Raw genomic sequence first — 20,782 nt, forward strand, 5'->3', positions numbered from 1 at the left:
AGCTGTCGCAACAGTGTTGGAAATGCGAACGAGGCCAGTCATGAACATCCACACGCTCGACACGAATCACGAAAACCCGCATTCCGGCGATGCCCGCGTTGCCGCGTCGTCGACGATCGATCTGCCGATCGGCGCGCATCTCGTCACCCAGCGCAACGGCTACGAACATCACGGCATCTATGTCGGCAACGGCCGCGTGGTCCATTACGCGGGCTTCGCGAGTTCCGCGCATCGCGGGCCGGTCGAGGAAGTGGAGCTCGCGCGCTTCGCCGCCGGTCATCCGCTGTCGATCCGCGCGACGCCGAGCGCGCGTTACGCCGGCGCCGAAGCAGTGAGCCGCGCGCGCTCGCGCCTCGGGGAAAACCGCTACCGGCTGCTAACCAACAACTGCGAACACTTCTGCGCGTGGTGTCTGCTCGGCGAAAGCCGCAGCGAGCAGGTGCATTGCTGCCTGCGCCATCCGCGCGCCGGCATGCGCGCGCTGATGTGCCTGGTGAAGGCATTTGTCGAAAGCGGCGCGGAAAGAAGCGGCGAGCGTGCCGTTGAAAGCGCGCAATTCGCTTGAACGTACCGCAATGAATTCCGCGCGTGACGCGCGAGACGATTCGAGGAGAGCATCATGGTTACCGCGGAAAAGAGCTTGCACTGGGCCGTCGACAAATGGCTCGCGCCCACCCCGTCGATGCCCGCGCGCGTCGTGCAGTTCTGCCACCGTACCTCGCGGCGTTATGTCTGTGTGCAGGCGCCGCGCCCCGACGGACTGCTGTCGATCTTCTTCTTTCGCCACGGCGACGGTTCGTGGAATGTGTTCCCGCCGCAAGCCGAGCGGCCCGCGATGAGCGGCGATTGCCGCACGGCCGCGTTGAGCTAGGCCCTAGACGTTTGCGGGGGTAGCCGCCGCTTCCTTCACGATCCACTGACTGAACAGCGTCATCGCCGGCGTCATCGGCTTGCCCTTCAGGCAGGTCAGCCAGTAACTGCCGGCGTGAATCTCGACGTCGAACGGGCGCACGAGACGCCCCGTATTGATCTCACGCTCGAACATCAGGACAGGCGCGAGCGCAATGCCCGCGCCCTGCACCGCTGCCTCCACCATCAGCCGCGACGAATCGAACACTGGGCCGTGCACTGGCCGCGGCGCGATGCCCGCGGCGGCGAACCAGTTCATCCAGTCATCCGCGCGATAGGAGCGCAGCAGTGTTTCGTTCGCGAGGTCGTCGGGCCGCGCGAGGCGCGCGGCGATTTCGGGCGTGCAGAGCAGCGCGAGCGGCGCGTCGAGCAGCCTGGTCGCGAGCGAGCCGGGCCACGTGCCGTCGCCGAAACGGATCGCGAAATCGAGGCCTTCGGTTGCGAGATCGACGAGGTTGTTGTTCGTGCGCAGCCGCAGTTCGATGAACGGATGCGCGGCGCGAAACGATTTGAGGCGCGGCATCAACCAGCCGACCGCGAACGTGCCGACCACGCCGAGCGTCAGCACCTCGTGAAAATGACCGCCCTCGAATTGCTTGAGCACCGCCTCGATGCGATCGAACGCGTCGGATAGCACCGGGCGCAGCGCGAGCCCTTCGTCGGTCATCGCGAGGCCGCGCGGCAGCCGCCTGAAGAGCGCGGTGCCGAGCCGCTCCTCGAGCGAGCGGACCTGCTGGCTCACGGCGGCCTGGGTGACGTTCAGTTCGAGCGCGGCGCGCGTGAAGCTCAGATGCCGGGCGGACGATTCGAATGCGCGCAGCGCGTTCAGCGGCAGATACGGTCTCATGGCGAAGGCATTAGATTTTCTTGTGAGTCGGCTAACTTAGCATCGTTTGCCGGCGAGCCGCGAAAAATCCGCAGTGGCGGCTTCTGGCTTCTGACGGGCACCGGCCGGCCCGCGCGGTTCCCGACAGACGAAGTGTGCGACACCAGGGCCACATCGAAGGGGGCAACCGTGAACTCCGCGCGGCGGTGAGCGGGCGGTAATGCGTGAGAGGCGTGCAGTAGTGAGCGGCCACCGCGGATTGCCTCGAGTATGTTCGGCCGGGATGCGCCGGCGGCGCTGATCGAGGACGTGGTGGCGATCGTCGGTGCCGCGCTGATCGTCGTGTCGCTGCACGGGTTCTGACGGTATCGCGCGCGGCGCATCAGGTGGAGCCGGCTTCGCGAGCCGTACCGCCGTTACCCTTACCCGCCCATCCGCTTCAGCATCGCCAGCAGATCGTCGAAAGAAAGCGGCTTGCGCGCATACGCGATGTGCGGGTTCGGCTGCACCGGGATATCCGCCGCCGCGCTGCACAGAATGACCGGAATGTCGCGCAGATCGGGGTCGGCGTAGAGCGCCGCGCATAGTTGCGTGCCCGACATCACCGGCATCATGCAGTCGGACACGATGATATCGGGCCGGCTCGTGCGGATCAGCGCAAGCGCGGCGGCCCCGTTCGACGCCGTCAGCACCGTATAACCGTGCCGTTCCAGCAGCAGCCGCCACACGGTGAGGATGTCGAATTCGTCGTCCGCGACCAGGATGGTTTTCATGGGCGGCTAGGTCTTGCGCCGCGGCTGCAGCGTGGCCGACAGGCCGGGCGCCGATTGCACGCCGGCGGCGCTCGCCGGCCCGTCGAGCACGTCGATTCCCTGCGATGAAATGCCGAGCTCGCGCAGCGACGTGTCGTGCGCGCTTTCGCGCTGCTTGACGACCGAGATCATGCGCCGCAGTCCGGCTTCCGTTTCGGCATAGCGCAGCAGCACGAGGTTCTCGGTCAACGCCGACACGCGTACGCTCCTTGCGTGGCCCGGATCGGCGTAGAGCGGTAGTTCCTCGGTGACGAGCGTGGTGACGGCCGCTTCGCGAAGCTGATGCAGGAGCGCGTTCAGGAACAGCCCGAAGCGCTCGGGGCGCAGCGCGGAATCGCGGAAACCTTCCACGCCGTCGATCACGATGCGCGTCGCGCCGGTCTGCCTGACCGCGGCGAGCGCGCTCGCCGCGACCTCGTCGACGGCGAGTTCGATCGCGGGCTGCCAGTGAATCGTGAGACGGCCGTCGCGCCACGCGTCGGCAAGCGGAATCGACACCGCCTCGGCCTTGCCGATCAGCCGCTGCGGTCCTTCGTAAAAGCCGAGATACACGCAGCGCTCGCCGCGCGCGAGGCCGGCCGAGAGGAACTGCAGGCACAGCAGCGTCTTGCCGACGCCCGACGGTCCGATCAGCGTCGTCGTCGAGCCTTGCGCGAAGCCGCCGCCGAGCAGCCTGTCGAGATGCGGCAAGCCGAAGCCGAGGCGCGTTTTCAGATCGACGGGACCGGGCTGTTGCGCGCACTCCGCTTCGAGGCGGGGGAACATCAGCAGCCCGGTTTCGGCGATGCGAAAGAAATGCTTGCCCATCCGGTGATTGCGCGCACGCATCTTGTGCACTTCGATTTCACGCGCGCGGCGCATGCCGTCGCTATAGCGGTTCAACTCGATCAGCCCGTCGACGAGCGTATGTTCCGGATGCGGTTCGTTGCCGGAGAGCGGCGCGAGCAGCAGCGTCGTGCAGTCCATCGCCGCGACGAGCGCGTTCAGCTCGTGGATGAACTTCGACAGCGACAGCTCCGTTTCGCTGAATTCGCGCGCGCTGCGAAAGCCGTCGATGATCATCAGGCTCGGCCGGTAGTCGTAGATACTCGACGCGATCAGCTTCAGAAAGCCGTCGAGGCCGTCCTGCATCAGTTCGTGATAGCCGGACACGAACAGCATCTGTTGCGCGACCGCGGTTTCGTCGAAGAAGCTCAGGCCTTTCAGATGGCCGAGCAGCTTGTCGTGCGATTCGGCGATCAGCGTCATGTACAGCACCTTCTCGCCTTGCCTGACACGATGAAAGCCGATCTGGCTCGACAGGATCGTCTTGCCGGCGCCAGCCATGCCTTCGAGCAGATAGACGCCGCCGCTTACCAGTCCGCCGCCGAGAATTTCGTCGAAGCCGGGCACACCCGTTTCCACGTTTCGGCGGGCCACGTCGGGCCGGGCCGCGTGAGACGGGGGGAGTGGGGCAGAGGTCCTGGATTCGTGCGTTGTCATTGTCGATGTGCCGTTCGAAGTGCGCGAAACCGGCGGTCCGGCCGTGAACCGTCCGGTGTTGAACCTCTTGTTGTGAGCAATCCGTGTTCCCGATCGCGCGCGGTGCCGTGCGGCGGCACGGATCGCGGGATTTTATCCGGCAACGCGGCATTTGGCGAACGGCGCGTCGCGGGGGCGTGCCGGCGGCGGGAAGGGAGAGAGGGAAAAGGGCGGAGAAGGGAGGCGCGGGGAAAGGAACCGGGAAAGGAACGTGAAACGGACCGCGGACAGGCATGCACGCTCGCATCGTGAGTTCCGAAGCGGGCGTGCCGGTCGATTTTTCAATCCGTACGAGGAAAGAGAGAAGCAAGGTCGCGCATGCCGGCTCATGGCATGCGCGACCGCCCGCTTCAACCAGCTAGCTGCATGCGAAACTGCTCGCCGAATCGATGTCGCCGCCCTTGTAGCGGGCCACCTTCGGATACGGACAGAGCGGCCGCGTGCGTCCCGCGCCCCAGCTCGACGGCACGTCGGCGTTCGGCGACGCGCTGCTCGCGTCGCGCGCGGTTGCGATCACGCTGTCCGGCGCCTTGCCCTGTTCGACCCACGCGATCATCGGCGTCAGCATGTCGAACTGGTCGGCGCTCGGGCCGCCGCTGCAATGGTTCATGCCCGCCACCGTGTAGAGGCGCGCGAAGTTCGACGCGTCGCCGCCATTGGCTGCCGTCAGGCGCTGGTACCAGTCGGTCGTGTCGTTCGACGAAAACACCGGGTCGCTCGTGCCGTGATAGACGATCAGCTTCGCGCCGCGCTGCTTCAACGCGCTCAGATCGGTTTCGTCGGGCGGCGTCATGAACGACCAGGATGACTCGGTGTAGACGCCGCCCGTCGCGAAGATCTTCGGCGCGTCGTTGTCCATGCTGAAGTTCAGCGCGTACGCGGACAACTGGCTCAGCACCGCTGCGCTCTGCGGCGGCGTCGTGAACGTGAACGCGGCGGCGGCCGGGTCGAGCGTGATCGAGTTCGACTGCTTCCACGCCGACCAGCCCTGGCCGAGCCCGGCGTCGTACGGGAAGCTCGCATAGAGCGCCGCGCCCGCGCTGTTGCGCGCGCCCGAGAACACGTTGCCGATCGCATCCTTCTGCGCGGTCGTCAGGCAGGTGCCGTCGCGCACGTCGTTCGTGCAGGTCGGCACGTCGTTCGCGAGGCTGAAGTTTGCCTGGCAGGCTTTGATGTCCTCGATCAGCCCGTCGCTCGCGCCGTCGAGCGCATCGCACCTGGCGAGAATCTTCGACGCGACCATCTGGCGTTCGGCCGCCGTGAAGCCGGTCGTGATGTCGGGCAAGCCGTTCGACGTGGTGGCGGTGGCCACTTTCGCCAGTTGCTGCGCGCTCCACATTTCGCCGATCGCCGCTTTCGGCAGATGGAAGCCGGGATCGCCGGCGATGATGCCGTCGTATTGCGCCGACGAACGCGCGGCCGCGACCATCGCATGCCGCCCGCCGTTCGAGCAGCCGTCGAAGTAGCTGCGGTCCGGTTCCTTGCCGTAGGCAAGCTTGATCACCTGCCTGGCCATCGGCGTGAGCGTGGCGACCGCGTTGTAGCCGTAGTCGACACGCGCTTGCGGATCGAGGCCGAACAGCGGGTTCTGCGCGGCGCTATGCCCCGCATCCGAACTGATGACCGCGAAGCCCATGTTGAGCGCGTCGTTGGTCGGGCCGCCGCCGCCGATCTCGCCGGTCGCGGTGACGACGTTGCCGTCGAGTCCGCCGTTGGCCTGATAGAAGAAGCGGCCGTTCCACGCGAGCGGCAGGCGCATCTCGAAGCCGATCGCGTAGGTCTTGCCGTCGACGCTGCTCACGCGCTGATTCATGTTGCCCTGAATCAGGCAATGCTCGGCGATCGGCTTGCCGGCCACCGTGAGCGTGCCGGCCGGCACGTCCGTCACCGTCGTGAAGACCGTGTTCGCATACGAGAGCTTCGCGGCGAGCGCCGCGCAGGTGCCGGCGAGCGTGCCGGGTGTCGCCGCGCCCAGTTGCGGCAACGCGTTCGCGTTGGCGCCGCTGTTGCTGTTGTTGCCTGCGTTGGCGTTATCGCCGATGTCGTTGCCGCCGCATGCGGCAAGTGCGAGCGCCGCGGCCGCGGCGAGCGCGATGGAAGTGCACTTCATGCGATATCTCCCCTCAGAAAGAATGACGGATGCCGACCATCACGCCGGTCTGGCCGGTGCCCGCTGCCGGGGTCGTGCCGCCGCCGCCTCCGCTGACCGAGTAGCGCGCCTTCGCGCTGTTGCCGAGATACGAGCCTTGCGCATAGACGGCGGTGCGCTTGGACAGCAGATACGTGGTGCGCAGCGTGCCCATCGTCGCGCGCGTGTCGTGCTCGTCGTTGCTGATGTGATAGATCTCGCCGTCGACGATGAACGCCGGCGTCACGAAGTACGACGCACCGACGAAGTACAGATTCGAACGCACGTCCGCGAGAGCGATCGAGGTCGTATCGACGCGGCGGTTGAGCCAGCCCGCGCCGAGCTTCAGCTTGCCGAGATTCGCGTATCCGTTCACCTGCATACGGATGTCCTTGTCGGCCGCGTCGATCAGCGGAATCGGCGCGACGCCGTCGAAGAAATTCGCCGCCGCGGTGCTGCCGCCGCGCTGCTCTTCATACGATGCGGCGACGCCGAACAGCGGCGCGTCGTACTTCAGCATCACCGACCAGTTGCGGCACTCGGTCGGATGGCCGGCGACCGAGCCCGTGCAGGTGCCCTGGCCCGGCGAATTGCCGGTGCCCGCCGCGTCGCGGCCGAACGAGTAGTTCGCGCCGAACGTGACGCCTGAGTACGTGACCATATAGGTTGCGGAGTTGTCGGCGCGGGCGTTGGGCACATAGGCGTCGAGCGAGCCGAGACCGTAGATGTCCGGGCCGATGATGTCCGCGCCGAGCAGCGCGAGATACGTCATCGTGTACTGACGGCCGAACGTGAGCGTGCCGTACGGGCTCTTCACGCCGACGAACGCCTGGCGTCCGAACAGTCTGCCGCCCTGGCCCGAATCGCCGGCGCGCGGATTGAAGCCGCTCTCGAGCGTGAATACCGCGCTATAGCCGCCGCCGAGATCTTCGTTGCCGCGCAGGCCCCAGCGCGACGGAAATTCGCCGGTCACGCCCGGCATGCGGACGACGCTCTTGCCTTCGGCGTTCGCGTGCGAAACGTATTCGATGCCGGTGTCGATGATGCCGTATAGCGTGACGCTCGATTGCGCGGCTGCCGTGCCGCTGACGGCGCACAGCGCGCCGCAGAGCAGAAGGCGTGCGGATGCTTGCATGGGTGAGATCTCCAGACCGTTGATGAATGTGCGTTGTTGTCGTTGAGTTTTTCCGATGTCTTCAGTCTTCGGCGCGCGGGCGGCGCAGCAACAGCAGCGCGGCTGCGGCGGCAATGATCGTGACGGGAATGCTCGCGCCGATCACGGTCGACGAACTGCGGCCCATCGCGAGCAACTGGCCGGCGGCGAGCGGCCCGACCACCGAGCCGATGCGTCCCACGGCGACTGCCGCGCCGACGCCGGTGCCGCGCATCGCGGTCGGATAGAACGCGGCGGAGAGCGCATACAGCACCGATTGACCGCCGACCACGAAGGTGCCGGCGAAGAACGCGGCTGTCGCGAGCGCGGCGAAACCGGGCGATATCGAAAGCGCCGCGAGCGACGCGATGATCCCGACATACATGCCGCCCACCACGACGCTCTGGCGCATGCGATCCATCAGCATGCCGATGAACAACGTGCCGAGACCGCCGCCGATGTTGAAGAAGATCTGCACGTAGCCGACCTCGGCGCGCGCGAGACCGCGCGCGGCCATCAGCGAGGGCAGCCAGTTGAGCAGGAAATACAGCACGATCAGCGTGCAGAAATAGCTGACCCAGATCTGCACGGTCGAGCGCGCGCGTGTTTCGCCGAACAGGACTTCGCCGATCGGCGCGGGCTCGCGCCGGCCGTCGTGCGATGCCTTCGTGAATGCGCTCGAGTCCTTGAGGAACAGCATCAGCAGCGGCACCAGCAGCAGCGGTCCCGCGCCGCCCACATAGAAGATGTGGCGCCAGCCGGTGTCGCCCGCGCTCAGCACGCCGATCACCGAAGCGATCACGCCGCCGAACGGAATGCCGCAATACATGATGCTGACCGCGGTGCCGCGCAAGCGCGGCTCGACTGCTTCCGACGATAGCGCGATCAGGTTCGGCAGCGCTCCGCCAAGGCCGATGCCGGTCAACACGCGCACCAGCACGAGCGTGTGAAAGTCGCTGACGAGCGCGGTCATGATCGACAGCAGCCCGAACAGACACGCGGAGATCACGAGCACGCGCTTGCGGCCGATGCGGTCGGCGAGCCGTCCGCCGAACATCGCGCCCGGCAGCAGGCCGAAGGTGCCGGCGCTGAACGCGAGTCCCATCTGAGCGACCGAGAGGCCGAATTCGCGCGCCATGCGCGGCGCGGCCACGCCGACCGATTGCAGATCGAGCCCTTCGAGCAGCGCGATCGCGAAACACAGGCCCAGTGTGAGCGCGACGCCGCTCGTCGTGGACAGCGGCGGCGCGGTAACGTCGGTGGTTGAGTTGAATGTTCCGGCTCTTTTCACGTTGGTGATCCTTATCAAGATGCGTGGCTTTCCGGTTTCCAGGCGGCGTTGCAGACACCGGTCTGGAGCGCGGACGCACGTTCCCCACGCCGGGCCGTCCGGGTGGCCGGACGGCGTCGGCAATACGGGAATCAGATGGGCATCGGCGTCGTGGTCGGACGCTTGCGAACACCGCGGCGCGCGGCGCATCGGTTCGATGTCCGCGTATTGACGCGCGTGCCTGGACGCGATGCGGCGTGTCTGCGCACGCTGCATCGTGGAGAGGATTTAATATCAGGTGACCTGATAATACAAGCGCTAACTGTTCGGTGAAAACACCTACGGCGTTGTTAAGTCAGCGCTGCGGAAAAATCAGTCGCGCAGATTCCGCACGAAAGTTTCGAGCTGCTTTTGCACGGCGCCGGACATCTCGACGCCGATGTCGCCGAGCATCTGCTTTTCGATTGCCTTGACCGCCTGCTCGCATTCGCGCAGCACGGCGCGCCCTTCGTCGGTCAGTTTCAGCAGCACGATGCGGCCGTGGGTCGGGTCCGGCTCGCGGCTGACCCAGTCGCGGCTCGCCATCGCGTTCATCACTTCGTTCGCCGATTGCGGCGTGATGAACGAGCGCTCGGCGACCTGCGCGTTGGACGCCTGGCCGTTCGCTTCGAGCACCGACAGCGCGGTGAACTGCGCGAGCGTGAGGCCGAGCGGCGCGAGCGCTTCGCTCATGCGGCGCCGCAGGATGCGGTCGAGACTGCCGATCACGTAGGTCAGGCGCAGGTTCGGACGGCGGCCGCGGACGGTGCCGGCTTCGGCAGACGGCTTGTGGTTCTTGTTCATGGCGGAGTGGGTAAGAGGGCTAGCCCGCATCTTAGCGCGACGCTCGCCACGAGCCGTCGCTAAGGGTTTGCACCGACGTCTCGAAATTCCGCTTTACATGTCAGGCTACCTGATATTAAATGTGTCCATCGGGCCGCCGTTGCGGCCAATGTTCACGGAGAAAGCAGATGAATTACGAAGGCCGTTGGAAAACCGTCAAGGTCGAAGTCGCGGAAGGTATTGCATGGGTCGTGTTCAATCGTCCCGAGAAGCGCAACGCGATGAACCCGACGCTGAACCGCGAAATGATCGAAGTGCTCGAAGCGGTCGAGCTCGACGCGCAAGCGCAGGTGCTCGTGCTGACCGGCGAAGGCGATGCATGGACCGCCGGCATGGACCTCAAGGAATACTTCCGCGAAGTCGACGCGGGTCCGGAAATCCTGCAGGAAAAGATTCGCCGCGACGCGTCGCGCTGGCAATGGCAACTACTGCGCATGTATTCGAAGCCGACCATTGCGATGGTCAACGGCTGGTGCTTCGGCGGTGGCTTCTCGCCGCTCGTCGCGTGCGATCTCGCGATCGCCGCGGACGAAGCCGTGTTCGGCCTTTCCGAAATCAACTGGGGCATTCCTCCGGGCAATCTCGTCAGCAAGGCGATGGCCGATACGGTCGGGCATCGTCAGGCGCTCTACTACGTCATGACAGGCGAAACGTTTACCGGCGAAGAAGCGGCGCGCATGGGTCTCGTCAATCAGAGCGTGCCGCGCGCACAACTGCGTGAAGCGACGCGCAAGCTCGCGGGCAAGCTGCTCGACAAGAATCCGGTCGTGCTGCGCGCGGCCAAGCATGGCTTCAAACGCAGCCGCGAGCTGACGTGGGAACAGAACGAGGACTATCTGTACGCGAAGCTCGATCAGGCGCAACTGCGCGACCCGGAACACGGCCGCGAGCAGGGCCTCAAGCAGTTCCTCGACGACAAGTCGATCAAGCCGGGTCTGCAGGCATACAAGCGCTGACACGCCTGTCCATCCACGGAAGATCCACAGAAGAGACAGGCGGGGAGACGCACAATGCAGGACGTGACTTTACTGATCGGCGGCGAGAGCCGCGGCGCGTCGGACGGCAAGACCTTCGAGCGGATCAATCCGGCGAATGGCTGCGTCGCTTCGCGCGCGGCCGCCGCAACGCTGGCCGACGCGGATGCGGCGGTCGAAGCCGCCGCGCGCGCGTTTCCGGCATGGGCGGCGCTTGCGCCGAGCGAGCGCCGCAAGCGCTTGCTGAGCGCGGCCGACCTGATGGATGCGCGCGCCGCGCAGTTCATCGAAACCGGCATGGCCGAAACCGGCGCGATGCCGAACTGGTACGGCTTCAACGTGATGCTCGCCGCGAACATGCTGCGCGAGGCTGCCGCGATGACCACGCAGATCGACGGCGATGTGATTCCGTCGAACCTGCCGGGCAGTCTCGCGATGGCCGTGCGCCAGCCGTGCGGTGTCGTGCTCGGCATCGCGCCGTGGAATGCGCCGGTGATCCTCGGCACGCGTTCGCTGGCGATGCCGCTCGCGTGCGGCAACACGGTCGTGTTCAAGGCATCCGAAGGTTGTCCGGGCGTGCATCGGCTGATCGGCGGCGTGCTGCACGATGCGGGGCTCGGCGACGGCGTGGTCAACGTCGTCACGCATTCGGCCGAAGATGCGCCCGCGATCGTCGAACGCCTGATCGCGCATCCGGCCGTGCGGCGTGTCAATTTCACCGGCTCGACACGCGTCGGGCGGATCGTCGCGCAACATGCGGCGCAGCGTCTGAAGCCCGCGCTGCTCGAACTCGGCGGCAAGGCGCCGGTGCTCGTGCTCGACGACGCGGATCTCGATGCGGCGGTGGACGGCATCGCATTCGGCGCGTTCTTCAACCAGGGGCAAATCTGTATGTCGACCGAGCGTGTGATCGTCGATCGCAAGGTTGCCGATGCATTGGTCGACAAGCTCGCGGCGAAGGCGCGCACATTGAAAGCCGGCGATCCCGCCACGGCGGATTCCGTGCTCGGCCTGCTCGAAAGCGAGGCGGCGGCGCGCCGGGTGAAGGCGCTGGTCGACGATGCGCGCGAGAAGGGCGCGCGGCTGCCGCTCGGCTGCACGGTGGAAGGCGCGGCGATGCAGCCGGTGATCGTCGACGGCGTGACGCGCGACATGAAGCTCTATGCGGACGAATCGTTCGGCCCGGTGGTCACGGTGCAGCGCGTCGATAGCGACGACGAAGCGATTCGCGTGGCCAACGATAGCGAATATGGCCTGTCCGCCGCGATTTTCAGCCGCGACGTCGCGCGTGCGTTGAATCTCGCGAAGCGCGTCGAATCGGGCATCTGCCACATCAACGGACCGACCGTGCACGATGAAGCGCAGATGCCGTTCGGCGGCGTGAAGAAAAGCGGTTATGGCCGCTTCGGCGGCAAGGCATCGATTGCGGAATTCACGGATCTGCGCTGGATCACGATTCAGACCGGCCCGCGTCACTATCCGATCTGATTTCGATTCGATCATCCATGCTGCGAACGGTCGCACGAAGCAATAGAGAAAATTGCTCCGCCATAGGATGCGGCGCGCAGGTATCTTTCAAGGAGACAGGCTTTGCATTCCGAGCCGACACAATCAAATAGTGCGTCGAATAGCGCGTCGAACACCGCCGCGAGGCCGACGCATTATCGCGAGGCACTGATCGGCACGTCGACGCTGCGCATGCGGCGGCAGGGCGATACGTGGTATCTGCGGGCGGCCGAGGCGCTCGGCGAGCATCCGCAGCGGATGACCGAGCGTCTGGAAAGCGGTGCGCGCGCGCATCCCGAGCGCTGGCTCGCGGCGCGGCGCGGCAGTGATGGCCAGTGGGTCGGCCTCAGCTACGCGAACGCGCTGCAAAGCGCGCGCGCGATCGGCGAGGCGCTGCTCGCGCGCAATCTGTCCGCCGAGCGGCCGATCGCGATTCTTTCCGGCAACGACCTCGACCATCTGCAACTCGCGCTCGGCGCGATGTGGGCCGGCATTCCGTATGCGGCGATTTCGCCGGCCTATTCGCTTGCATCCGGCGACTTCGGCAAGCTGCGCCATACGATCGATCTGCTGACGCCGGGCCTCGTGTTCGCAAGCTGCTACGACACGTTCGCGAAGGCAATCGATGCAGTGGTGCCCGCCGATGTGGAAATCGTCAGCGCGGTCGCACCGGCCGCGCGGCGCAATACGTGCAACGTGACCGCTTTCGGCGATCTGCTGAACACGACGCCGGACACGGTCGACGCGGTTCATGCGGCGATCAGCCCGGACGCGATTGCGAAATTCCTCTTCACGTCCGGCTCGACCAAGCTGCCGAAGGCCGTGCCGACCACGCATCGCATGCTGTGCAGCAATCAGCAGATGCTGCTCGAAACTTTCCCCGAGTTCGCGAAGGAGCCGCCGGTGCTGGTCGACTGGTTGCCGTGGAATCACACGTTCGGCGGCAGTCATAACGTGGGTATCGCGCTGTACAACGGCGGCACGCTGTATATCGACGACGGCAAGCCGGTCAACGGCAAGTTCGAGGAAACGCTGCGCAATCTGCGCGAAATCGCGCCGACCATTTACTTCAATGTACCGAAGGGCTGGGAAGAGCTCGCGATCGCACTCGAACGCGACGCGTCGCTGCGCGAGACGTTTTTCTCACGCGTGAAGCTGTATTTCTTTTCGGGCGCGGGGCTCTCGCAAGCGGCGTGGGACCGGCTCGAACGCGTGACCGAAAACCATTGCGGCGAGCGTATCCGCATCATGACCGGGCTTGGCATGACGGAGACGGCGCCATCGTGCATGTTCACGACCGGCCCCATCATGCGCGCGGGCTATGTGGGATTGCCCGCGCATGGATGCGAAGTCAAGCTGGCGCCGGTCGGCGACAAGCTCGAAGCGCGCTATCGCGGCCCGCACGTGATGGCCGGCTACTGGCGCGCGAGCGCGGCGGAACGCGAAAGCGCATTCGACGAAGAGGGCTTTTTCCGCAGCGGCGACGCGGTGTGCTTCGTCGACGTCGAGCGGCCTGAGCTGGGGCTGCTGTTCGACGGGCGTATCGCCGAGGACTTCAAGCTCAGCTCGGGCACGTTCGTAAGCGTTGGGCCGATGCGCGCGCGCGTGATTTCCGAAGGCGCGCCGTACGTGCAGGACGTGGTCGTGACCGGCATGAATCGCGACGACGTCGGCCTGCTGGTGTTTCCCCGGCTCGACGACTGCCGACGGCTCGCGGGCCTGCCCGCTGCGGCGAGCGCGCGTGAGGTCGTGCAGGCGCCGGCGGTGCGGGCGTACTTCGCCGCGCTGCTCGATACGCTCAATCGCAGCGCGACCGGCAGCGCGACGACGATCGCGCGCCTGCGCCTGATGGATGTTGCGCCTTCGCTCGATCTCGGCGAAGTCACCGACAAAGGCTCGATCAATCAGCGCGCGGTGCTGATGCAGCGGGCCGTGCTCGTCGATGCGATGTACGACGCGCCGCAACGCGATGCGGACGTGATCGTCGCAAGCGCGCGCGGCACGGTGTAATCGCGGTGCTTCAGCACCCGGCACTGACAGGAACCCGTAGATGAACCTCGACCAGCTCGTCGCGATCGACACCCACGTGCATGCGGAAGTGTCGTGCTGCCAGCCGCCGGATCTGTTCGGCAAGGAATTCGACGATGCCGCCGACAAGTACTTCGGCACCGTGCTGAAACTCGGCCGCCGGCCGACGATTCCGGAGACGATCGAACATTACCGCCAGCGCAATATCGGCTTCGTGATGTTCACCGTCGACTGCGAAGCGAACCTCGGGCGCCGGCGCATTCCAAACGAGGAGATCGCTGAATTCGCGCGGAAGAACAGCGACATCATGATTGCGTTCGCCAGCATCGATCCGCACAAGGGCAAGATGGGCGTGCGCGAGGCGCGCCGGCTGGTCGAGGAATACGGCGTGCGCGGCTTCAAGTTTCACCCGACGATGCAGGCGTTCTTCGCCAACGACCGTCTGGCCTATCCGCTCTACGAACTGATCGCCGAGACCGGCTCACGGCTGTCTTTCATAGCGGCCATTCGGGCATGGGCTCGGGCATGCGGGGCGGCGGCGGATTGCGGCTGAAGTACTCGGAGCCGATCTATCTCGACGACGTCGCCGCCGATTTCCCCGCGATGAACATCGTGATCGCGCATCCGTCGTGGCCGTGGCAGGAGCAGGCGCTGTCGATCGCGCTGCACAAGCCCAATGTGTATATCGACCTGTCGGGCTGGTCGCCGAAGTACTTTTCGCCCGAACTGATCCGCCACGCGAATACGCTGCTGAAGCGGAAAATGCTGTTCGGCTCGGACTTTCCGCTGATCCAGCCGGATCGCTGGCTTGCGGATTTCAAGGAAGTCGGCTTCAGGGAAGAAGTGCAGCCGCTGATTCTCAAACAGAATGCGATGGGATTGCTGGGTCTGGACTCGCGCTGACTCTGAGTCTTCCCCGATGCAACGGATCGGCTGATGGCGAGCACGCGGCAGACGCGCTTCGCCGTATACAATTCGGCAGCGCCTGACTTTTGCGGGGTTTTTTCCCCGCTTATTTGCCAACCCGATCCCATCCATGCTGAATCCGACCCGGGCCTTTCTTCTCGGCCCGCTCCTGAAAGGCGTTTCACGCTCCTTCTATCTGACGCTGCGCGTGCTGCCCGCCGGCATGCGCGATCCGATCGGCCTCGCGTACCTGCTCGCGCGCGCGGCCGACACGATTGCCGATACCTCGCTGATTCCGCCGGACCAACGCCTCGCCTTGCTGCTCGCGCTGCGCGACCAGGTGAACGGCGTGGCACGCGACAGCGCGTTATTCCGCCGTATCGCCGCCGAGGTCGCGGGTCAGCAGGCGCAGTTGGATGAAAAGGTGCTGCTCGAATCGCTGGGGCCGGCGCTCGACGTGCTCGCGCAACTGGGCGAGTCCGACCGCAAGGCGGTGCGCGAAATCGTCACGACGCTGACCGAAGGGATGGAGTTCGATCTGCGCGTGTTCCCCGATGAACGTTCCGGCCAGATCGTGGCGCTGCGCGGATACGACGAACTCGATCGCTATACGTATCTGGTCGCGGGCTGCGTCGGCGAGTTCTGGACCACGATGACCTACGCGCATATGCCGGGCACGCTGAAGGAATTGCCCGACACGATGACGCGCCGCGGCGTGCGCTTCGGCAAGGCGCTGCAGATGACCAACGTGCTGCGCGATTGCGCGAGGGACTTGCGGATCGGCCGCTGCTATCTGCCGCAAAGCATGCTCGACCGCCACGGCCTCGCCGCGCGGGATCTGCTGCAACCGGCCAGTTCGACGCGCGCGCGGCCGCTGCTCGTCGAGCTTCTGCGCAAGACGCTCGATCATTTTCGCGAGGCGCTCGACTATACGCTCGCGATTCCTCCCGGCGCGGTGCGTTTGCGCCTCGCGTGCCTGTGGCCGATCCTGATCGGCCTCGAGACCCTGCTGTTGCTCGCGGATAACGACGCGTGGCTCGATCCGGCCAGGGTGTCGAAGGTCACGCGCCATACCGTGTATCGGATCATCGCGTCGTCGCTGCTGCTGGTGCCGTCGAATGCGCTGGTGCGCAATGCGATAGAGAAGCGGATCCGGCGGATCGAAGCACGCTTGCAGATGTCAACGCCGGTTCGCGCGCCGCGCGAGACGTACTGAATAAAGCCCAATGTTCCCGATGCATGACGAATCGCGCGGAGTACGCGCCGATTTGATCTGGATCGTTGAATAGTCAACAATCGGGAAACCCCCAGGCCCGTACGTTCGCGCTTCGCGTTAGGCTCTTCCAAAAGAGGAGGCGACCCATGCGACAGGCGTTCAATATTGCCTTGGTGCTTTTGCTTGGCTATCTGATGGCGGACAGGGCGTTGATGCGTGCCCAGGCCGGCGAGGTTGGGACCATTACGTGTCACCAGGGCGCGGCGCTCGTCAAATCGGATGCGTTGAAGAAGGGCTTTGGAGAGGCCGGCGCGGGCGCGCAGAGCGAAAGCTTCCTGTCGAGCTGCCTCGTGACCGGACGCGGTCAGGTCGGCGATCTGATCGCGCGCGACTGACGTCGCCAGGTAGGCTGCGCGGCGCGCGCAAAGCGCCGCGAAAAAGCGCCCAGACCGCCAAGGCCCGGGCGAAGTCATCGGGAATCCGATGACGGAGGTAACCAGATATGAACTGGCCCGCGTTCGGGGATACCCGGCCGCGGGCCAGTTCGTTTGAATCGGGGTGCGCGTTCAGCGGACGCGCTAATGGGAATTTACTGACCGAAGTAGACCGACTTCGCACCGGTCGTCGCAACTGCATGGCCCGCTTGCGACGAACCGCTTACCACACCGCCGAAGCCGCTAGCCGCCTGGCCGACGCCGTTTTGCGAATCGACGCGCGCTTGCGCGGCCTGGATGTCAGCCGGGTAATGCGGGTCGGCGTGACCCGGTTGATAGCCGGCCTTTTCCAGTTGGACCAGTTCGGCGCGCACCTGAGCGCGGGTCACGGGCTGATTGGCTTGCGCGAACGAAGCGACCGGAGCGGCGATAGCGGCGGCGATGACAACGGCTTGAATGAGCGATTTCATGATACTTACCTCCAGTTTCAGGGTTTTGTCTTGCTGCGAACGTGTGTGTTCGTAGTCAGTGATTGCATTGTAGTTTTGAGAACTGGAGAGAGTAATGGTCTTTCCGGGTAATGTTTGTTGCTAAATATGAGATAAAGGCGCGGAACTTTAAGGGTTAACGCGCAACGTTTTTGGCGTTCTGTGCCGTGGCCGGTAAGGCATCGGCAGGCTCGCTCGACGAAGCAGGCACCGATCAACTGCCCGAGAAGATCGGGCCTTGTCCACCTGGCGCGAACGGCTGGAATACGTCCGCATGCGGCGTGGCCGCGGTGGCCGGCGCGCGCGCTCCGGGTTGCGTGGCCGGTTCGCGCAGCGTGAGCGCGCTGTCCGGCGTGATCGACACGCCCGGCTTCGCAAGCAGTTCGGTCTTGCGCATCGAGTCGGCCGACGTGCCGAAGTAGTAGCCGATGGTGCTGATCCACGCGACACCCAACGCGCCGACGACCACGTTGAAGAGATCCTTGTCGGTGCCGGGCAAAGGCTGCAACGCCATCAGCAGCAGAATGCCGAAGAAGCCGGAGGTGACCGCTATCGCGAGTAGCTTTGGCACCCAGTCGCGATCGGTGACGTCCATCGCGTGCGCGCCGGCGCAATCGTCGGCGGCGATGTGGGCCATGCTGGTCTGGTGCGCGAGGCTCGCCTGCGCGGCGGTTACCATCAACTGCTGCAATTGCAGCGAGTTCGCGCTTTCGGCCTGCCTGATCCTGTCGAGCGCACCGGGGTTGTTCAACGCGAGTTCCACGAAGGCGGGATCGCTCGGCGTGCCGAGCGCGTGCGAAATGATCGCGGCGGCGGCCGTCACGCCGAGGCCGCCGGGACTGTCCAAAAGCCAGGCGAGAAGCGGGGCGGTGTTGCCGATGTTCGTCGCTACCTTGGACCAGTCCATCATGCTGCTCCCAGAAGAAGATTGGATGCCATGTGCTCAGCCCAGCCGCGGCTGAAATGCGGCCATGAATGAAGATTCCTCGGATACCGCGGGCGATACCGACTCTACGACTCGAACATCGAAGGTATCCGGCTCAGACCGAACGCATCGCATGTTCCCCCGCAACACGTGCCGTCTCGAGCGAGGCCTGAAGCGGATACGCCGCCGGCGGATTCGACACGGGCCTGACCCGCGCGCCGGGCCTGGGTAGCGAGGGCTCGCCCGCGTCCTCAACCGCGTTGGCGAAGTGAGCCAGTTCGCTTTCGCGCAGGGAGAGCGTGCCGGCGTCGAGCTGCAACGCCTGCGCGTATTTGCGCGAGGCGCCGCGCAGATCGCCCTTGTGGTCAAGTGCGCGGCCCCATTCCGCGTACGACGGCGCCAGATCGGGCCGCAACGCGACGGCGCGCGTGAGCTTGTCGATCGCTTCGTCGTAGCGGCCGACCGTGACGAGCGCTTCGCCCCAGTCGTGCAGCGTATCGACGGAGTCGGGTTTCATGCGGGCGGCCTGCCTGAATGCGTCGAGTGCCTCGGTATAACGACGCGCGTGCAGCAACACGTCGCCGAGCAGACGCAGGTTTTCCGCGGTCCTCGACTTCTCGCTCGCGCCGGCGCGCAATGCTTCGAGCGCGTCGTCGATGCGATGCTGCTGTTCGAGCGCAATGCCGAGGCTCGCGTGCAGCACCGCGGAATGTCCGTACACGGTCAGCGCTTCGCGGCTCTGCTGTTCCGCTTCTTTCGAGAGTCCCTGACTGACGAGCAACCAGGCTTTGCCGGCAAGCGCCCATTGGCTTTGTTCGGACGCGGGCAGCGCGAGTACTTCGTCATAGATCGCGACGATCTCGCGGTAATCGCACTGCGCGAGCGAGCAGCGGGTTTTCTGCACTTGCGAGAACAGGTGACTGGCGAGAATGTTCGGCTCGGCGAGCCGCATCGCCTTGATCGCGATATCGCGCACGAACTTCTCGAGATTGCGTCCTTCGAACGGCACCGTGCCTTCGCGGGTGTCGAACTGGCCGCCTTCTATCTGCACGTGCGCGACGTACGAGTCCGCGCTATCGCCTGTCTTCGTGATGCCGATATGCACGGCGACGTCCGTGCGCCCGATGACGCTCTTGATGAAATGCACGGTCGTCGCATACGACATGTCCTGCCCCGGAATCTGGATATCCGGTTGCGCGTCGTTATCGGCCATCGTGTCGTGCGGAATCGATTCCGCGTCCTGACCGATCTCCTTCATCGCCGACATGATCCGCCCGGCGAGAAAGCTGGACGTGTAGCCGCGTTCGGCCAGCGTTTGCGGCGCCTCGACCGGCGGCACCAGCAATTGGCGCGTGAGCACGCCGCGCACGACGAGGCAGAGAAAGCCCATCGTCAGCACGGCGCACACCCAGGGCAATACGTACGGCCACAATTGCTTCGGACCCCGGCCGATGCAGCGGACGGTGCGCAGCCCGAATAGCACGAAGCCGCCCGAATGATGACGATCGCGGCGACTCGCGGCACTCCCGCCGACGAATGGACCGCCTTGCCCGATCATCGCCCGACGTTGACTCTGTACACCCGACATGACGCACCTCGTTTCGATCCTTCGATCGATGTTGGCAACAGCCCGACTCGGTGGAGTAACGCATCGGGCGTGCCATCGAGGCCTGGACCCGATGGATAGCGGCGTTCCGGCCTTGGGCGAGGTGATAAAGAGCGGAAAAGTGTTGCGTGCCGGCCAACGTATCGGATGCGACAGTTCGCCGGCGCAAGACACGGCGCGAAAAGTGGGTTAAGAAGACGCTTTCACGGGCCGGAAAATGAAAATGCCGCTCGGTCGCTGACCGGGCGGCATGCATCTTCACCAGTACTTCGGGCGATTTCCGCGCCGTACGTGAACGGCGCGGTTACTACGCCAGGCTCAACTCGGACTCAAACCGAACTCGGCCGCCACTTCAACAAACGGTTTTCAACGGCGGTCAACAGATAGTCGGCCGCGAGCGCCACCACGGCGAGCACGATCATCGCCGCGAATACCCCGCTTGCATTGAACGCGCCCTGCGCGGTCGAGATCAGCAGACCGATACCCTGTTTCGAACCGAGAAACTCGCCGACCACCGCGCCGACCAGCGCGAAGCCGAAGCTCACATGCAGGCTCGCGAGAATCCAGCTGAGCGCCGACGGAATCACGACCGAGGTCGTCACCTGGCGGCGCGACGCACCGAGAATCTGCGCGTTCGCGATCATATAGCGGTCGGCTTCGCGCACACCCTGGAACGCGTTGGCGAATACGACGAAGAACACCATCACGACCGCGAGCGCGACCTTCGACGCCATCCCGAGCCCGAGCGCGATCACGAACACCGAGCCGAGCACGACGCGCGGAATCGAGTTGGCGATCTTGATGTAGAGGCTGAACACGTCCGACAGCAGCTTGTTGCGGCCGAGCACGATGCCGCAGACGATGCCGCCGATCGAACCGATGATGAAACCGAGCCCGGTTTCCTCGAGCGTGATCCATACCTGCGTGAGCAGCGGGCCCTGCGACGTGCCGTTCACGAACCAGTCGACGATCTGATTGAAGATCTCGGTCGGCATCGAGAAGAAGAACGGATCGATCCACTTCAGCCGCGCGGACAGTTCCCAGCCGCCGAGCACGACCACGAGCACGAGAATGCGCAGCGAAATCACCAGTACCTGACGCTGGCGGATCTTCTTTTGCGCGATGCGCTCGACGTGAGCGAGCGACGCGGCGTCGATGCCCGACGGCATCATCTGTTGAGAGGGAGTAGACATGGTTG

Annotated in this window: 18 protein-coding genes and 1 pseudogene; 8 read left to right on the plus strand and 11 right to left on the minus strand. The window is 65.1% G+C overall.

What is annotated here, in order from left to right; translation table 11 throughout:
- The first annotated feature begins 40 nt into the window (after positions 1–40).
- Positions 41–565 carry a lecithin retinol acyltransferase family protein gene (locus QM685_RS24970; RefSeq protein WP_415120421.1) on the plus strand — a complete coding sequence of 175 codons (525 nt, stop codon included), beginning with the start codon at positions 41–43 and terminating at the stop codon, positions 563–565.
- Between the two features lie 54 nt (positions 566–619).
- Entirely contained in the window at positions 620–871 is a 252-nt protein-coding gene (locus QM685_RS24975) for a hypothetical protein (protein WP_415120423.1), read from the plus strand.
- Positions 872–874: 3 nt separating this feature from the next.
- Here the strand turns inward: QM685_RS24975 and QM685_RS24980 are convergent, their stop codons facing one another.
- The 7 genes from QM685_RS24980 to QM685_RS25010 all read right to left on the minus strand — a co-directional run bounded on the left by QM685_RS24980 (position 875) and on the right by QM685_RS25010 (position 9,462).
- Positions 875–1,756: a LysR family transcriptional regulator gene (locus QM685_RS24980; protein WP_415120425.1), complete on the minus strand. Its 882-nt coding sequence runs from the start codon at positions 1,754–1,756 to the stop codon at positions 875–877.
- Positions 1,757–2,157: 401 nt separating this feature from the next.
- Positions 2,158–2,508 (minus strand): response regulator, encoded by a 351-nt coding sequence (locus QM685_RS24985; RefSeq protein WP_415120427.1) that lies wholly within the window; start codon positions 2,506–2,508, stop codon positions 2,158–2,160.
- A 6-nt stretch (positions 2,509–2,514) separates the two neighbouring features.
- Positions 2,515–4,029 carry an RAD55 family ATPase gene (locus QM685_RS24990; RefSeq protein ID WP_415120429.1) on the minus strand — a complete coding sequence of 505 codons (1,515 nt, stop codon included), beginning with the start codon at positions 4,027–4,029 and terminating at the stop codon, positions 2,515–2,517.
- 397 nt (positions 4,030–4,426) lie between these two features.
- Positions 4,427–6,178, minus strand: coding sequence for a tannase/feruloyl esterase family alpha/beta hydrolase (locus QM685_RS24995; protein ID WP_415120431.1), 1,752 nt, complete (start codon positions 6,176–6,178; stop codon positions 4,427–4,429).
- 13 nt (positions 6,179–6,191) lie between these two features.
- The gene (locus tag QM685_RS25000) at positions 6,192–7,331 is read right to left on the minus strand and encodes a porin (protein WP_415120433.1); all 1,140 of its coding nucleotides are present in this window, start codon (positions 7,329–7,331) and stop codon (positions 6,192–6,194) included.
- A 61-nt stretch (positions 7,332–7,392) separates the two neighbouring features.
- Positions 7,393–8,589, minus strand: a complete 1,197-nt coding sequence (gene mhpT, locus QM685_RS25005; RefSeq protein WP_415120667.1) for a 3-(3-hydroxy-phenyl)propionate transporter MhpT — start codon at positions 8,587–8,589, stop codon at positions 7,393–7,395.
- A 402-nt stretch (positions 8,590–8,991) separates the two neighbouring features.
- Positions 8,992–9,462 carry a MarR family winged helix-turn-helix transcriptional regulator gene (locus QM685_RS25010; RefSeq protein ID WP_415120435.1) on the minus strand — a complete coding sequence of 157 codons (471 nt, stop codon included), beginning with the start codon at positions 9,460–9,462 and terminating at the stop codon, positions 8,992–8,994.
- A gap of 167 nt (positions 9,463–9,629) precedes the next feature.
- Here QM685_RS25010 and QM685_RS25015 point away from each other — a divergent pair, with 167 nt between their 5' ends.
- The 6 genes and pseudogenes from QM685_RS25015 to QM685_RS25040 all read left to right on the plus strand — a co-directional run bounded on the left by QM685_RS25015 (position 9,630) and on the right by QM685_RS25040 (position 16,526).
- The gene (locus tag QM685_RS25015) at positions 9,630–10,457 is read left to right on the plus strand and encodes a p-hydroxycinnamoyl CoA hydratase/lyase (RefSeq protein WP_415120437.1); all 828 of its coding nucleotides are present in this window, start codon (positions 9,630–9,632) and stop codon (positions 10,455–10,457) included.
- A 54-nt stretch (positions 10,458–10,511) separates the two neighbouring features.
- Complete coding sequence (locus QM685_RS25020) at positions 10,512–11,963, plus strand: aldehyde dehydrogenase (protein ID WP_415120439.1); 1,452 nt, start codon at positions 10,512–10,514, stop codon at positions 11,961–11,963.
- 102 nt (positions 11,964–12,065) lie between these two features.
- Positions 12,066–13,991 carry a feruloyl-CoA synthase gene (locus tag QM685_RS25025; RefSeq protein ID WP_415120441.1) on the plus strand — a complete coding sequence of 642 codons (1,926 nt, stop codon included), beginning with the start codon at positions 12,066–12,068 and terminating at the stop codon, positions 13,989–13,991.
- 40 nt (positions 13,992–14,031) lie between these two features.
- Positions 14,032–14,912, plus strand: a pseudogene (locus tag QM685_RS25030) (amidohydrolase family protein).
- Positions 14,913–15,045: 133 nt separating this feature from the next.
- Entirely contained in the window at positions 15,046–16,131 is a 1,086-nt protein-coding gene (locus QM685_RS25035; protein WP_415120443.1) for a phytoene/squalene synthase family protein, read from the plus strand.
- A 146-nt stretch (positions 16,132–16,277) separates the two neighbouring features.
- Positions 16,278–16,526 (plus strand): hypothetical protein, encoded by a 249-nt coding sequence (locus QM685_RS25040; RefSeq protein ID WP_415120445.1) that lies wholly within the window; start codon positions 16,278–16,280, stop codon positions 16,524–16,526.
- A gap of 194 nt (positions 16,527–16,720) precedes the next feature.
- On the opposite strand, the gene QM685_RS25045 is transcribed toward QM685_RS25040, so the two are convergent.
- The 4 genes from QM685_RS25045 to QM685_RS25060 all read right to left on the minus strand — a co-directional run bounded on the left by QM685_RS25045 (position 16,721) and on the right by QM685_RS25060 (position 20,777).
- Entirely contained in the window at positions 16,721–17,035 is a 315-nt protein-coding gene (locus tag QM685_RS25045) for a DUF4148 domain-containing protein (protein ID WP_415120447.1), read from the minus strand.
- Between the two features lie 232 nt (positions 17,036–17,267).
- Positions 17,268–17,960, minus strand: coding sequence for a hypothetical protein (locus QM685_RS25050; RefSeq protein ID WP_415120669.1), 693 nt, complete (start codon positions 17,958–17,960; stop codon positions 17,268–17,270).
- Between the two features lie 133 nt (positions 17,961–18,093).
- On the minus strand, positions 18,094–19,566 hold the full coding sequence (locus QM685_RS25055) for a tetratricopeptide repeat protein (RefSeq protein ID WP_415120449.1): 1,473 nt from the start codon (positions 19,564–19,566) through the stop codon (positions 18,094–18,096).
- A gap of 347 nt (positions 19,567–19,913) precedes the next feature.
- Positions 19,914–20,777 carry an ABC transporter permease gene (locus QM685_RS25060; RefSeq protein WP_415120451.1) on the minus strand — a complete coding sequence of 288 codons (864 nt, stop codon included), beginning with the start codon at positions 20,775–20,777 and terminating at the stop codon, positions 19,914–19,916.
- Positions 20,778–20,782: the final 5 nt, after the last annotated feature.

Source organism: Paraburkholderia sp. (assembly GCF_047605525.1).
GTDB lineage: Bacteria > Pseudomonadota > Gammaproteobacteria > Burkholderiales > Burkholderiaceae > Paraburkholderia.

What these genes read in the sequence shown, in the direction of transcription:
- QM685_RS25035 (WP_415120443.1), top strand. Translation starts at nt 15,046, where the DNA reads ATGCTGAATCCGACCCGGGCCTTTCTTCTCGGCCCGCTCCTGAAAGGC.
- QM685_RS25060 (WP_415120451.1), bottom strand. Translation starts at nt 20,777, where the DNA reads ATGTCTACTCCCTCTCAACAGATGATGCCGTCGGGCATCGACGCCGCG.
- QM685_RS24980 (WP_415120425.1), bottom strand. Translation starts at nt 1,756, where the DNA reads ATGAGACCGTATCTGCCGCTGAACGCGCTGCGCGCATTCGAATCGTCC.
- QM685_RS25050 (WP_415120669.1), bottom strand. Translation starts at nt 17,960, where the DNA reads ATGGACTGGTCCAAGGTAGCGACGAACATCGGCAACACCGCCCCGCTT.
- QM685_RS24995 (WP_415120431.1), bottom strand. Translation starts at nt 6,178, where the DNA reads ATGAAGTGCACTTCCATCGCGCTCGCCGCGGCCGCGGCGCTCGCACTT.
- QM685_RS24990 (WP_415120429.1), bottom strand. Translation starts at nt 4,029, where the DNA reads ATGACAACGCACGAATCCAGGACCTCTGCCCCACTCCCCCCGTCTCAC.
- QM685_RS25045 (WP_415120447.1), bottom strand. Translation starts at nt 17,035, where the DNA reads ATGAAATCGCTCATTCAAGCCGTTGTCATCGCCGCCGCTATCGCCGCT.
- QM685_RS25055 (WP_415120449.1), bottom strand. Translation starts at nt 19,566, where the DNA reads ATGTCGGGTGTACAGAGTCAACGTCGGGCGATGATCGGGCAAGGCGGT.
- QM685_RS24985 (WP_415120427.1), bottom strand. Translation starts at nt 2,508, where the DNA reads ATGAAAACCATCCTGGTCGCGGACGACGAATTCGACATCCTCACCGTG.
- QM685_RS24975 (WP_415120423.1), top strand. Translation starts at nt 620, where the DNA reads ATGGTTACCGCGGAAAAGAGCTTGCACTGGGCCGTCGACAAATGGCTC.
- QM685_RS25020 (WP_415120439.1), top strand. Translation starts at nt 10,512, where the DNA reads ATGCAGGACGTGACTTTACTGATCGGCGGCGAGAGCCGCGGCGCGTCG.
- QM685_RS24970 (WP_415120421.1), top strand. Translation starts at nt 41, where the DNA reads ATGAACATCCACACGCTCGACACGAATCACGAAAACCCGCATTCCGGC.
- QM685_RS25000 (WP_415120433.1), bottom strand. Translation starts at nt 7,331, where the DNA reads ATGCAAGCATCCGCACGCCTTCTGCTCTGCGGCGCGCTGTGCGCCGTC.
- QM685_RS25040 (WP_415120445.1), top strand. Translation starts at nt 16,278, where the DNA reads ATGCGACAGGCGTTCAATATTGCCTTGGTGCTTTTGCTTGGCTATCTG.
- QM685_RS25015 (WP_415120437.1), top strand. Translation starts at nt 9,630, where the DNA reads ATGAATTACGAAGGCCGTTGGAAAACCGTCAAGGTCGAAGTCGCGGAA.
- QM685_RS25010 (WP_415120435.1), bottom strand. Translation starts at nt 9,462, where the DNA reads ATGAACAAGAACCACAAGCCGTCTGCCGAAGCCGGCACCGTCCGCGGC.